Consider the following 13,432-nt stretch of genomic DNA (forward strand, 5'->3'; position numbering starts at 1 on the left):
TCTAACATTAAGTTAGGTGGGCGTAAAGAAGTGTTTGGATAAAGAGGCTAAAAGATAGATGTAAACATATTTCTCATAAATATAAAAACTTTCCAATAATTCGATGCGTTATACTAAATAGATCTCAAAGAAAATTTGATCGCTATTACCAACTCTATCAACTCTATCACTAAAAAGGAGTTCTCAATCCATGAAACGAAAAGGATTAGTATTGCTTTTACTTGCCAGTGTTGTTGCTGGTTCTATTTTAGTAGCATCGACTACTACTGCGGAAAGAGTCGTAGCCCAAACTCCGATGGAAGCGGCAACGGAGTACTTTCAGGCTTACATTGCTAGGGATGTTGAAGGAATGATGTTCTATTCTAAAGATACCAATTATTTGGATGAGAAAAGTCGTGAAGAAGGATATGTGAAGGATTTTAAAACCAATCCAACTACAGGATATGAAATTGTGGAAAGCAAACAAATCAACACGGATGAAGTTCAATTTTATGTAGTTCAAAAGTATGCAGGACAAGACTACGAACAGTCACCACCACTCCCGTATAAAATTTTCGAAAGCGAAAATGGATGGAAGGTTTTAGTAGAGCCACTAGAAATCAATACATTGACAGGTGAAGTCACTAAAGGTACACCGATTCACGCTTTGCAGTATACAGATCAGTCGATGTTTTATCTGGTTTCTACTAAAACACAGGTCCCATTCTATAGAAACGATTGAGGAGTGACCACCAATGAAAAAATTCTTTATCAGTACGGCATTATTAATGACTGTTTCGGCAGTGACTGCTTTAAGTATTTATGCGAGTAATTATTATGATGATGCTAAAGCGGCTAACCCGAACTATCCGGATTTTGGTCCTGAAGTAAAATTATCAGAAGAGGAAATTAATAGAGCTCTAGAAAATGTCAGTGGTATAACGACATCATTCGGAACATTTAATAGGGTACCCGAGAAAGATGCCTTCATTTCCGAGAAGGAAACGGTGGATAACTTAGATCATTTAACTGCTGATACCAAACAGATTTTTTCTCACGGCAACTACTTTGTGAAAAGCGATTCCGAGGAATAAATTGTTCAGACAATTAAGATCGGAAAGGCGGTGTGGCAATGCCAGCGACCTGGACATTTAATGCAAATAAAAAGAGACATTCTCCCTTTTAAGAAACAATCTTATACAAGGGGATGGTTGTACAATGAAAATTTCAGACCGACTATTAAGACAATATTTAGATCACGTTTATTGGATATGTGGAGGCCCTTGTGGCGGCAAAAGCACGATGACAAAGTTACTTTCTTCAAAATGGGATATGAATTATTATTCCTCAGATGACCACACTTTCGATTATCAAAAAAAGGCTAATCCGCAGGATCATCCAGCAATTTTACGACACTTCATTGATTGGGAATGGTTCTTTTTAGGGCGTGGGAACGATAGAAGTCACTGGTTAAATTCAGTGTTTGATGAAAGCGTTGAGTTTATTATTTTGGATTTGTTACAGATGGGGAAAGAGAAGCCAATCGTAGTAGATACTTTTATGGAACCTGCTTATCTAAGGGAGATTGTTAACCCCAACCGCGTTGTTTATATGTTTGCAGAAGATGACCTAATTCGAGCGGAGTATCTGGATCGAGATCATCTGAGAGGCATGGAGGATGTGTTCCCTAATTTATCAGATCCACAACGTGCACGGGACGAAACATTAAACACGGTGGTTCGAGCATCGAATCATTACCTGCAACAAGCAGAGCAGTATCAATTAAAATGGTTTATGAGAACATCTCAGTCCAATAAAGATCAGATGTTATTGGAATTTGAAAAGCATTTCGGTTTTCGATGATACTGAAGTGTCAAATGATATCAGTCGTTTGTTACACTAAAAGTATACGGTAGCTCAATAAACCTCAGACAGCAGTCGATCAACCTGATCGGCTGCTTTTGTTCAGCTAGCGGGAAAGATACTTTAATAATGGCTGAGTTCTCCAGATGACATTAGAATGGTGATCAGCCAGTATTTGAGGAGGAAATCCATGCTTAATTTAAACAACAAATTAAAGCGCTTATTCCTCTTAGATATCTCTTTCTTTTGGACGATAGAATCTTAAAAATTGTCGAGGGAAAGAAAGCCGTTGGAATCAAAATGTGACTTTCAATGAATCATATTTCCTTGGTCACTTTCCCGACTATCCTGTCATACCTGGAGTCTTGATTTTAGAAGCTTTAGCACAGGTTGGTGGTATAGCTATGTCCAACGTAGACAGAAATAACCATAAGATAGGGTTACTGACTGGTATTGATAATTGTCGATTCAACAAGCAAGTAAAACCAGAGGATCAACTCATCTTGAATTTGAAGTGACCCGAACTAAAAAACAGATTGTCAAAGGAATAGGCGTCGCAATGGTAAACAATGAATTGGTTTGTGAAGCAGAAATAATGTTTGCTTTTAATTCTATTGGGCATTCAATTAACGGGAAACGATAGTTCAGGGAAATCAATGAACAGTTTTCCACCTGTCTTTTGAAGGAGAAGTGCAAATGAAACGTATTATTATTGGCCTGTTTGGAATTCTTGTCATCAGCTTTGTTTTATTATTAGGGGTTCGGATCATAGGCTTTCCTATACCCATAGTTATTGAGCATTCAGAGACTCCCGCAGAGACTGAATTAAAGTATCATGAGGAAGGTGACTCGAAGACTAAAATAATCTGGTGGGGAGATTAGGAAGGAACTTTCAGTGCAAGGGGAAATCGGATTATTATTGCTGCTCTCAAATAGTGTAATTCGCTTTTCATAGCGTAAGTATAATTCCATTAGCATCTTCAGTATGAAAGAGGTGATATAAAGTTAATAAAATGAGTAATAACATCTTAATGTTGGTATTAGTGGTATCCATGATATTTGCGGGATGTTCACCAAAAGAAAAAAATGAAGATACAATTACTGAACGTGTAGTAACATCTGATTTTATTCTCGAAGTAACAACACCAACTGTTTTAGGTACTGGTGAGGCACTGAAAGTAAAAGGAATTTTAAAATATACAGGTATTAAACCAGTTGAAGTATCTCATGGAAAACCTATCATTCGTTTTTCCTTCTCCGGTAGTAACGAGCAGCGTAATTATGCGGATGTGGGATATGTAACTGAGTTTAAGTCAGGTCAAGTGGTTGAGGTTGAAGATGAGTTTATAGTAACCAAAAAAGGGAAACAAAATCTCATTGTGGATATGACCGCGGATATCTCTATGACCATGAACCCAATTGAAATTGTTGTGAAGTAATCTTAGTAATATTTAACTGACAACAAACGTTAGCTCACATGAAATGTTTACGAAAATAATGCCTAATAAACTCATTAAAATCTTAAAAAACCTCCCGTCCCGCATGACATCTGGGCTTGGGAGGTTTTGATTATAGTGCTAATTAAACGTTTATCGTACAAACCATCCAGTGGGCTGAGGGGCTACGTCTGCGGTATCTCGTAAATCATGGACTTTGACATTACTGCCATAGATCATGGAATCGCTGCTCAGTCGGAATGAAGGGAAACTGTGCTCGGATTGCAGACGCAGAGACGGTTCAAAGTAAATCTGCTGCTGTTTGTTGATTACAAAGGGAAGCGACCCCGCTTCTACGGTAACATCATCGCTATCCGGCTCGTTTAAGATCAGAAGTACCGCAATTCCGTCACAACCGCATCCATCGGTATCATAAAACAATTTGAAATAGCCTGGTCGATCTCCCAGCTTTTCAGTAAGTCTTGCTTCTGCCAGCGGACTGACTTGAATGATCATGACGTTGTTCACACTCCTCTAATCTCCAATGAATTCGCTTACAATTTAATATATGGACCATAAACGCAGATTAGAAGGTGAAATAAAGAAAAGCAAACATGTCCTGTATATATTGACGCTAATGCGTAATGCAACGAACAATTTACGTATGAATGTTATACCCGGAATTTCTATGGGTTCAGTGTGAAATCATTCGCCCGTCAATGAAACCCATTTCATCGCCATTCCTTATCTGGTATGATAAGCAGGGAAAATAGGGAAAATTAGAGAAAAAGGAAGGTTCCGCTATGACACCGATCACCATATACGACATCGCCAAAGAAGCAAATGTATCTGTAGCGACGGTCTCCCGAGTACTGAATGATACGGCACCTGTGCGTGCAAGCACCCGAGAGAAGATTATGTCCATCATTGAAAAACACCAGTTTCAGCCCAACGCGCAGGCGCGCAGTCTGATCAAAAAAGAGACGGGCACCATTGCCATCATCCTGCCGGACATTACCAATCCCTTCTTCCCGGAAGTGTTCTGGGGCGCGGAGAATGAGGCTCGCGGATTGGGGTATACCTTCTTTCTGTGCAATACCGCAGGCGACTACAACAGGGAATCTGAATATTTGTCCATCCTGCGAGAGAAGCGGGTAGACGGGATTATTTTTCTCGGCGGGCGTATTAACATGCAGGTCTGTCCGGATGACATGGCTCAGGAATTGATTGATATGGGCAAACGTATGCCGATCGTGCTGGTCAATGGCAATATTGCCAAAGGTGGGTTCCACCGGGTATACACGGATGAAGGTGCAGGGGCAGCCCTTGCAGCTGAGCATTTGCTTGAACTGGGGCATCGCGATATCGCCTTTGTTGGCGGTCTGAAAGAGTTGTCCACCACCATGGTCAAGGTCAGAGCTGTGCAGAAGAAACTTCGGGAGCATGGGCTCGAAATACCAAAAGAACGGCAACTGCTCGGCAGCTTCTCCATCGACGACGGCAAACGGGAGATGTCCAAACTACTGGATCGTGACAATCCACCTACCGCAGTTATCTGTGTCAATGACAATACAGCGATTGGCGCCATCAAATCGACGATTGAGCATGGGCTCTCAATTCCGAAGGATATATCCATTGTAGGTTTTGATGATACACCGCTCGCCAGTGCCGTTATACCGGAACTGACAACCGTATCCCAGAACACGTATCAGCTTGGCAAACAGGCTGTGGATGTGCTGCATGAGTTGATTAACCAAGGCAAACCGAAGAAGCAGATCATTCTGCAACCGGAGCTGATTGTGCGTCAAAGTACAGGACCTGCTGCAAGATAAAGGGGCCTGTAATTGGAAAAGAAAGCGTTGACATTTCCTCGAAGGGTGAAATATAATGAGTGCGTGAATGAAACCCCTTTCATAAAGTGGAACGGGTTTTATGTTTCAGCTTAATGAAACCCATTTCATGAAACGGGTTTCAGTGTAGTCATCCATTCATTATATCAAGGGGGCGTAACGTATGAGAAGAAGTTTAAAGGTCATTTCGTTATTGATGCTGGTCATGGTAATGGGTCTGACAGCCTGTAGCAGCGGGAGTAAAAACGGTTCTTCCGGCGAGTCCGGTGGCAAGGTTGATTTGAGCATGACAATCTGGGGCTCAGAGGATGAGAAGAAGATTTATCAGGAACGACTCGACATTGTGAAACAGACGTATCCCGATATTAACGTGAAGCTGAACGTGGTTGCAGGGGATTATGACCAGAAGGTACAGACCATGATCGCCGGAGGAACGGCACCGGACATCATGATGATTGCCGAGAACTATCAGGCTTACGCCTCCAAGAATCAGATTATACCGCTGGATGACATGATTCAGGCGAACAATGTGAACATGTCCGAGCGTTATTCCGATGATATCGCAAACCTGATGAAGTATGATGGCAAACAATTTGGTTTGCCGGATCGTGCAGGTGCGATGGTCCTCTTTTATAACAAAGATCTGTTCGACAAGGCTGGGGTGGAATACCCAACCAAAGATTGGACGCAGGATGATCTGATGGCGGCAGCTCAGAAGCTGACGGTGAAGGAGAACGGCAAAACGACTCAATGGGGTTACTATCCCGGTAGCTGGTGGCCGCAATGGATGCAGCTGATCTACCAGAACGGTGGCTCACTGTTCGATGAGAGTGGCAAACCAACCTTCAATACAGAGCCTGTGCGGAAAGCATTACAATTCATGAATGATCTGACCTTCACACACGGTGCGGGACCAACGCCAACCGAGATTGCCGACATGGGGAATATTGGAGCTGATCCGCTGTTCGCTCAAGGCAAGATCGCCATGGAAACGACAGGGTTCTGGAACATCGGTTCACTTGCCAAGGTGGAAGGAATTAATTGGGATATCTCTCCGGTATGGGGCGAAACAAACGCATTCTTTAACGGGTTAACGATTACCAACGCTTCCAAACACAAGGAAGAAGCTTTCAAAGTCATCGAAGCACTGACCACACCGGAAGCACAGATGCCAATGGTCAAAGCCGGTCAGGATGCTCCTGCAACCAAAGCCGGTCTGTCCAGTGATGAATTCCTGAACGCAGAATATGGCGGCAAAAAAATCAACATGGCTGCGTTCAGTGAATCAACGATCTATGCAGAACCATTCAACCCGCAATGGAACGAAATGATGAAGCTCATTAACGATAAGCTGGGTGTCTACTTCAACAACAAAGCCTCGCTTGATGATACCGTAACCGAAATTCAGAGTGGACTGGAAAGACTCTACAAATAGAGGATTTTTCTGAACATGCACAAATAGCAGCGACAGCAGGACAGGTGGAATCGGCGAGAATGCGGGTTCCATCTGCTCTCTGCGTCATGGGAGGGCTTAACGTGAGAAAAAAGGACGGGAAATGGTTCTACATCTTCATCTCGCCTTGGCTGATCGGGTTTCTGGGGCTGACTCTGGGTCCGATCCTATTTTCCATCTATATGAGCTTCACGAATTGGGATCTGTTCCAGTCCCCTGAATTCATCGGTATCGACAATTACAAAACGTTACTGACCGATGATCCGATCTTCTGGAAATCCGTCGGCAATACATTCTTCTATGCACTGATATCCATTCCACTGGGCATGTCGATCTCGCTCTGGATTGCCTATTACCTGAACAAAAAAATCAAAGGGATCACCTTCTTCCGTATTCTGTTTTATCTGCCGTCGGTTGTTCCGGTGGTTGCGAGTTCATTGCTCTTCATCCACTTGCTAGCACCGACGGAAGGATTGATCAACCAGGCACTTGCAATCTTCGGTATCCAGGGTCCTGCCTGGCTTCTTGATCCGAACTGGGTTAAGCCTGCATTGATTCTCATGTCCTTATGGGGTGTGGGTGGTGGAGTGGTATTGCTGCTTGCAGGGATGAAAGGCATTCCACAGGAGCTGTACGAGGCCGCTGCCATCGATGGAGCGAAGAGTACACAATCGTTCTTCCATATTACATTCCCAATGCTAACTCCCGTCATTTTCTTCAATCTCGTGACCGGCATGATTGGAGCGCTCCAGACCTTCGCGCAGGTATTTATCGTAACTGCCGGGGGACCTGACAATTCAAGTCAGATGGTTGTTCCCTATTTGTTCCAGAATGCGTTCCAATTCTACAAAATGGGATATGCATCGGCGATTGCCTGGGTACTATTCATCATCATCATGGCGTTGACACTTGTTGTATTCCGTTCATCGGCGCTATGGGTGCACTACGAGGAGGGAAAAGCCAATGAGTAATCCATCGACTGTGGAGAAGACGATATCCTATATTTTTCTGATTCTGGTCGGGGTGCTGCTTGCTTCGCCTTTCCTGTACATGATCTCCATTGCACTGGCAAGTGACGCAACAACCGTCAAATCAGCCTTTACCTTTGTTCCAATGGAGTTCCAATGGTCGAATTTTTATACCATCTTCACGAATAACAATCTTGGAACATATCTCAAAAACTCGGTCATCATTACCGTCTTTACGATTGTCGGATCGGTATTATCAGCTTCGATCGTATCCTACGGCTTTGCCCGAATCAAAGCGAAAGGCAGCCGTTTCCTGTTTATTGTGTTGCTCAGTACGATGATGATTCCGGGTGAGGTGACGATGGTACCGCAGTTCATCATCTTCCGTCATCTGGACTGGATTAATACATTCTACCCGCTGATCGTGCCGAGTTTCTTCGCCGGAGCGTTCAACGTATTCCTGATTCGGCAGTTCGTCATGAGTATTCCAAAATCACTGGATGAAGCGGCCATGATCGATGGTATGGGACACCCGGGAATCTACTGGAAGATCATCATGCCACTGACTTATCCGATACTTGCGGCCATTGCGATCTTCTCATTCTCCTATAACTGGGGCAACTTCATGGGGCCGCTCATCTATATCAATGATCCGGAGAAAATGCCGCTGGCACTTGGGGTGCAGCTGTTGACTACGGTAGGTGGCGGGCAGATGCCGCCATGGAACCTTGTGATGATTGCTTCCCTGTTCCTCACCATTCCGATGGTGCTGGTATATCTGTTCGGACAGCGTTATGTCTATGAAGCCAACATTAGCGGCGGAAGCAGCGGAATCAAGTAACCGAAGTGTCTGTAGTGGTTGTATGTATTGAACCTGATGTTCAGGGTCAATGGAGTAATCAACGTACATGGAGAAAGGATTGTATAGCCCATGGCGCATAAAGAACAACGCAGCAGGAGCAAACGGAACTATATCCTCATGGGTGTAGCCCTGATTGCCCTGCTGGCAGGAGGAGGAATTGTTATCAATCATTTTGCCAATGAATCATCCAAAACACTTGAGTTCCAAGGGGAACCGGTACGTCTAAAGATGGACCAATCCTATGATCATTTTGAAGGTTGGGGTACGTCACTTGCCTGGTGGGCCAACGATCTTGGAGAATGGAAGGATCAGGCAAAGGTTAGTGAAGTGATGGATCTGGTCTTTGACCCGGAGAAAGGATTAGGTCTGAACATCGTTCGTTACAATATTGGCGGCGAGGAAAATCCGGAGATGAAAGCTCTTCGTCCCGGCGGGGATGTACCTGGCTTCCAGCCTGAACCTGGAGAGTGGGACTGGGATGCTGATGCAGGTCAGCGTGCTGTATTACAAGGCTCGATGGAGCGTGGTGTGAACATTGCCGAAGCATTCTCCAATTCACCACCTTACTGGATGACGATCAGTGGATCCGTTACCGGAGCCGTGGATGGCAGCAATAATCTGCGTGATGACCAGTATGATGCATTTGCCGATTATCTGACCGAAGTTGTAAAGCATTATCGGGACGAGTGGGGGATCACCTTCCGCACACTGAATCCACTCAATGAACCTTCCTCCGACTGGTGGAAGAAGGGCAATATGCAGGAAGGCAGTCATTTTACGAATGAGAAACAGGCCGAGATTATCAAGAAAGTTGCTGCATCGTTGAAAACCAAAGGACTGGATGGAACCGTCATTAGTGCCGCGGATGATAACAGCATTGATGAGACGGTGTTTAATTTCAACCTCTATGATCAGGACACGCTGGACGTAATCCAGCAGATCAATACCCACTCCTATAATGGTAGCAAAATGGAAGAGCTGCGCACGCTGGCAGAACGCCATGGCAAAAAGCTGTGGATGTCCGAGTACGGAACCGGCGGCAGCGAGCCGCACAGTCATGAGGATATGACCTCGGTGCAAGAATTGGCGGAGCGGATAATGTTTGATCTGAAAATCATGCAGCCATCCGCCTGGGTATACTGGCAGGCCGTTGAAGATGAAGGCGCCAATAACAATTGGGGCTTCATTCATGCCAATTTCAACGGAGAAGAGCAGTACGAGATGACCAAACAGTATTACGGCATGGCCCAGTTCACGAAGTTCATTCGTCCTGGCGCGACAATTATTCCAACCGATGGTGGACGCACGCTGGCTGCCTACGACGCGGAACACCAGAGATTGGTGCTAGTGATTCGCAATGAATTGTCAGCGGGTACAACGGCGTTTGAACTGGAAGGGTATGCGTACGGAAAATCAGCCACCGCGCAGGTGTATCAGACTTCACCGGATCGGAACATGGAACAGCTTGAAGACATCCCGGTGTATGCCAACGGACTGGAAGTGCCTACGGCTGACAATTCTATCACAACGGTTGTACTGGAAGGCGTAACGTTACAGGGGAATTGATGATTAAGGAATATAAATTAAACTAAACATTTACACCAAACGGAGAGGAAAGAAAAAACCTGAAAAAGCGAAGCGTTCGCCTACAAGCTTTCTGCAAGAAAGCTACATCGGAAGCATACGCTATCCCCGGATTTTCCCTTTGAGAAAAGGAAATCAAAAAAATCTGGGGATAACAGCGATCGGAAGGTTGTTCTGTCATCGAAGTGTGCAGTGTAAATAATCTTTAGTTCAATTTATATCAATAAAGAGAAGGAGGGGATAATTTTGACAGAGAAAGCATCCCTTTTGCTGCAGGAACAGGAGAAGAACATCGCAAGGGCTGAGAATGGTGTTCTATCTGAATTAACATACGATGCACGCAGCTTTTTCCTAAACGGAGAGCGTGTATTTCTGAACAGTGCCACGGTCCATTATTTCCGTATGCCAAAGGAGGAATGGCGTGAGGCTCTGCTGAAGGCGAAGCTGGCAGGTATGAACTGCATCGACACTTACTTTGCGTGGAATGTGCATGAACCGGAAGAAGGACAGTGGTCCTTTGAAGGGGACAACGATTGCGGAGCATTTCTGGATTTGTGCGCAGAACTGGGCATGTGGGTCATCGCGCGTCCGGGTCCGTTTATCTGTGCAGAATGGGATTTTGGCGGTTTCCCATACTGGCTTGGTACGAAGGACGGCATGAAATTCCGGGAAAATAATGAGACGTATCTGCACTATGTGAATTTGTATTTTGACCGGATTGTGCCGATTATTCGGGAACGCCAGCTGTCCGCTGGGGGCACGGTCATTCTGGTTCAGGTGGAAAATGAATACGGGTATCTGATGGATGACGCTGCTGCAAGTGACCATATGAATACGCTGAGAGATGGATTGTTGCAACGTGGCATTGACGCTACGCTGATCACTTGCGTTGGCGGGGCGGAAGGCACAATTGAAGGGGCTAATTTCTGGTCAGGTGCTGACGGGCATTATGAGAAACTCCGAGCCAAACAGCCGGACACCCCGAAGATGGTCACGGAATTCTGGACCGGATGGTTTGAGAATTGGGGAGGACCTTCAGCCATTCAGAAGACAGCCCCTTTACTAGAGAGACGTATCATGGAGATTCTGCGTGCCGGGTATACCGGAATCAGTCACTACATGTTCTATGGTGGCACGAACTTTGGTGGATATGGCGGCAGAACGATGGGTAGCAGTGACATCTTCATGATTACGTCCTATGACTATGATGCACCGCTGAACGAATATGGACGGGTGACACCGAAATATGCAGTAACCAAGAATTTGTCCTATTTCGTCCATGCTTTCGGGGCCCTTCTGATGGAAACAGAGGAAATTCCAGAAGAACAGATCGTTGTACGTCATCCTGAAGGCATATCTGTACGAGGCAGACAGGCTGACAACCAGAAGATTTGGTTTCTGGAGAGTCACAAGGATGAACGCGAGACGATGCACATTACTTTGGAGGAAGGCCGTACTCTTCCCGTATCGCTGAATCCAGGACAGATTGTTCCTTTGCTGGATCGAGTACAGATTGCTGAACACGTATACCTGACTGCGGGTACGATGATTACGGGCAATGAAATGATAAATGGAGAATTGACTCTGTTCATCGTGGCGGCTGCCGGGCAGCGTTCTGTTGTTGAACTGGAAGCCGAGGTATTAAACGTCACGGGCAGTACAGTGCAAGTGCTGGTCGAACATGATTCAGCCAGGAACGTATACCGCTTCGATTTGTTCCATTTCCAAGAGCCGGGAACGATCCAGCTGGAAGCAAACGGCACACCGATCCGATTCATCATTCTGGATCAAGAAACGATGAATCGAACATGGCGATTGGAAGCAACAGATCAGAAGGGACTACGTTATGTGATCGGTTTCGATGACGTGGACGTATTGCCAACTGGTCAGGTCAAGGGTATGATTACTGACCCAGATCGCACAATTACGCTGCTTGGTGACTGGACCGATGGAGAACGGACGTTAACAGGTCACGAGTTCTATACCAGCGAGAAGCCTATTGCAGGTATACAGCAGCAGCTTCCGTGGACATTACCGAGTGCGCCGACATTGTCTGATTCTCCTGAGCTGTCACGTGTTACGTTAACTGCGAAGCAGCGTCCGGCGAGTGGACAACCAGAAGACTTTTCCCGATACGGACAAGATTTTGGTTATCTATTGTACGAATGTGATTTCGAGAGTCCAACCGAAGGGATCACTAACCTCATTTTGCCGGATATCCAGGATACTGCCAGAATCATTGTTAATGGTGTTCAGCAGGCATTAGTGCGTCAGGTAGGTGCCGCTGGAGTACAGTTGCAGGTGGCCAAAGGGAAGAATACACTTCAGATTCTGGTGCAGCATATGGGCAGATTGAACTTCTCCCCGTATTTGGGTGAGAGCAAAGGTCTGGCTGGTGCTGTGTATCTGGATGGCAAGGTTCAGGATATTCGCCGGGATTGGCGTATGGAGAGTGGACTTGTGCATCTCGACGAGGTGAACTCTCTCCAAGGATCTCCACTGCTGAGCAGAAGCTTTACGCTGGATGGCATGGATCGGGCGATTCTTGTGGGTGCCTTGAGCAAAGGTCTTCGTATCAATGGCATCGAAGTTCCGATGGAAGGATATCAGGATTGGTTTGCCTTCCAGACGTTAGACATATCCTTGTATATCAAGCCCGGAGAGACGAATACATTGGAAATGCCTTATAGCCGTTCATCGCTGGATAGACTGGAACTGATCACATATCCGAGTCAGGGAGAACTGAAGGATTGGCGTATTGCAGGGACGGATGCATTGCTTCCGCAACAATGGGAGAGCTACGAGGTAGGACCGGAATCGATCCATCCTGGAGCACAGGGGTCAATCCAGCGTGCAGGACAGACTGGTATCGCCCCAGGTGGCAATTGTACTGCCAATTTGATTCCCCACAACACGAATGGATCGGTTAATAGTGCTACATTAAGCGAGAAGTCTCACCCTGTATCCAATCATACTCCAGTCCGAGGATCGTATGGTCAGCCGGTCTGGTACCGCTGGCGTTTCGCGAAGCCTGCAGTTTCAGAGCATCATAAAGTGAACCTGATGCTTCGCCTGACCGGAATGAGCAAAGGAACCATTCACCTGAACGGACATCATCTGGGCCGTTACTGGCAGATTGGTCCGCAAGAGGATTACAAAATTCCAGTAGCATGGCTACAGGAAGAGAATGAATTACTTTTGTTCGATGAAGAAGGCAGAACACCAGAACGTGTACGATTCCTGTTGGATGCGTTATCCCGTTATCCGTGGGTTGTGGTGAAATAGTTCATGCATGGATCGTTAGCTGTCTTACTGATCCAACTATAGTTGAGAACAATAACTGGATCGAGATAGTTCGAGTTGGGCTCAGCATTTCACCTTTTTTACTACGGTCACACTACCTCATTTTCTTAGTCAAATAACTCGAGCTTGTGAAT

Annotated in this window: 12 protein-coding genes and 1 pseudogene; 12 read left to right on the forward strand and 1 reads right to left on the reverse strand. The window is 45.6% G+C overall.

The features are described from left to right. The first annotated feature begins 190 nt into the window (after window positions 1-190). From MKY28_RS03530 to MKY28_RS03555, 6 genes and pseudogenes are all read left to right on the forward strand, one after another. On the forward strand, window positions 191-721 hold the full coding sequence (locus tag MKY28_RS03530; protein ID WP_340934931.1) for a hypothetical protein: 531 nt from the start codon (window positions 191-193) through the stop codon (window positions 719-721). A 13-nt stretch (window positions 722-734) separates the two neighbouring features. Further along, the gene (locus tag MKY28_RS03535) at window positions 735-1,073 is read left to right on the forward strand and encodes a hypothetical protein (protein ID WP_340934933.1); all 339 of its coding nucleotides are present in this window, start codon (window positions 735-737) and stop codon (window positions 1,071-1,073) included. Between the two features lie 124 nt (window positions 1,074-1,197). Next, window positions 1,198-1,842 carry a hypothetical protein gene (locus tag MKY28_RS03540; RefSeq protein WP_340934935.1) on the forward strand — a complete coding sequence of 215 codons (645 nt, stop codon included), beginning with the start codon at window positions 1,198-1,200 and terminating at the stop codon, window positions 1,840-1,842. Between the two features lie 210 nt (window positions 1,843-2,052). Further along, window positions 2,053-2,485, forward strand: a pseudogene (gene fabZ, locus MKY28_RS03545) (3-hydroxyacyl-ACP dehydratase FabZ). Window positions 2,486-2,538: 53 nt separating this feature from the next. Further along, window positions 2,539-2,724, forward strand: a complete 186-nt coding sequence (locus tag MKY28_RS03550; RefSeq protein ID WP_100529189.1) for a hypothetical protein — start codon at window positions 2,539-2,541, stop codon at window positions 2,722-2,724. A gap of 131 nt (window positions 2,725-2,855) precedes the next feature. Then, window positions 2,856-3,281, forward strand: coding sequence for a hypothetical protein (locus MKY28_RS03555; protein ID WP_340934937.1), 426 nt, complete (start codon window positions 2,856-2,858; stop codon window positions 3,279-3,281). A 150-nt stretch (window positions 3,282-3,431) separates the two neighbouring features. On the opposite strand, the gene MKY28_RS03560 is transcribed toward MKY28_RS03555, so the two are convergent. Then, entirely contained in the window at window positions 3,432-3,794 is a 363-nt protein-coding gene (locus MKY28_RS03560; protein WP_017687018.1) for an iron-sulfur cluster biosynthesis family protein, read from the reverse strand. Between the two features lie 287 nt (window positions 3,795-4,081). On the opposite strand from MKY28_RS03560, the gene MKY28_RS03565 reads away from it, so the two are divergent. From MKY28_RS03565 to MKY28_RS03590, 6 genes are all read left to right on the forward strand, one after another. Then, a complete protein-coding gene (locus MKY28_RS03565) occupies window positions 4,082-5,110 on the forward strand; it encodes a LacI family DNA-binding transcriptional regulator (RefSeq protein WP_036617286.1) in 1,029 nt (342 codons plus the stop codon). Between the two features lie 181 nt (window positions 5,111-5,291). Continuing rightward, window positions 5,292-6,563 (forward strand): ABC transporter substrate-binding protein, encoded by a 1,272-nt coding sequence (locus MKY28_RS03570; RefSeq protein ID WP_076252824.1) that lies wholly within the window; start codon window positions 5,292-5,294, stop codon window positions 6,561-6,563. Window positions 6,564-6,664: 101 nt separating this feature from the next. Further along, window positions 6,665-7,552, forward strand: a complete 888-nt coding sequence (locus tag MKY28_RS03575; protein WP_036668619.1) for a carbohydrate ABC transporter permease — start codon at window positions 6,665-6,667, stop codon at window positions 7,550-7,552. Then, window positions 7,545-8,390: a carbohydrate ABC transporter permease gene (locus MKY28_RS03580; RefSeq protein ID WP_017687022.1), complete on the forward strand. Its 846-nt coding sequence runs from the start codon at window positions 7,545-7,547 to the stop codon at window positions 8,388-8,390. Before MKY28_RS03575 ends, MKY28_RS03580 begins: the two co-directional genes overlap by 8 nt. A 90-nt stretch (window positions 8,391-8,480) precedes the next feature. Beyond that, entirely contained in the window at window positions 8,481-9,977 is a 1,497-nt protein-coding gene (locus tag MKY28_RS03585; protein ID WP_340934940.1) for a glycoside hydrolase family 30 protein, read from the forward strand. A gap of 264 nt (window positions 9,978-10,241) precedes the next feature. Next, on the forward strand, window positions 10,242-13,280 hold the full coding sequence (locus tag MKY28_RS03590) for a beta-galactosidase (protein WP_340934942.1): 3,039 nt from the start codon (window positions 10,242-10,244) through the stop codon (window positions 13,278-13,280). The last annotated feature ends 152 nt before the right edge of the window (window positions 13,281-13,432 follow it).

This window comes from Paenibacillus sp. FSL R5-0473 (assembly GCF_038004565.1).
In the GTDB taxonomy this organism is placed as follows: domain Bacteria; phylum Bacillota; class Bacilli; order Paenibacillales; family Paenibacillaceae; genus Paenibacillus; species Paenibacillus amylolyticus.

What these genes read in the sequence shown, in the direction of transcription:
- MKY28_RS03530 (WP_340934931.1), top strand. Translation starts at nt 191, where the DNA reads ATGAAACGAAAAGGATTAGTATTGCTTTTACTTGCCAGTGTTGTTGCT.
- MKY28_RS03535 (WP_340934933.1), top strand. Translation starts at nt 735, where the DNA reads ATGAAAAAATTCTTTATCAGTACGGCATTATTAATGACTGTTTCGGCA.
- MKY28_RS03540 (WP_340934935.1), top strand. Translation starts at nt 1,198, where the DNA reads ATGAAAATTTCAGACCGACTATTAAGACAATATTTAGATCACGTTTAT.
- MKY28_RS03550 (WP_100529189.1), top strand. Translation starts at nt 2,539, where the DNA reads ATGAAACGTATTATTATTGGCCTGTTTGGAATTCTTGTCATCAGCTTT.
- MKY28_RS03555 (WP_340934937.1), top strand. Translation starts at nt 2,856, where the DNA reads ATGAGTAATAACATCTTAATGTTGGTATTAGTGGTATCCATGATATTT.
- MKY28_RS03560 (WP_017687018.1), bottom strand. Translation starts at nt 3,794, where the DNA reads ATGATCATTCAAGTCAGTCCGCTGGCAGAAGCAAGACTTACTGAAAAG.
- MKY28_RS03565 (WP_036617286.1), top strand. Translation starts at nt 4,082, where the DNA reads ATGACACCGATCACCATATACGACATCGCCAAAGAAGCAAATGTATCT.
- MKY28_RS03570 (WP_076252824.1), top strand. Translation starts at nt 5,292, where the DNA reads ATGAGAAGAAGTTTAAAGGTCATTTCGTTATTGATGCTGGTCATGGTA.
- MKY28_RS03580 (WP_017687022.1), top strand. Translation starts at nt 7,545, where the DNA reads ATGAGTAATCCATCGACTGTGGAGAAGACGATATCCTATATTTTTCTG.
- MKY28_RS03585 (WP_340934940.1), top strand. Translation starts at nt 8,481, where the DNA reads ATGGCGCATAAAGAACAACGCAGCAGGAGCAAACGGAACTATATCCTC.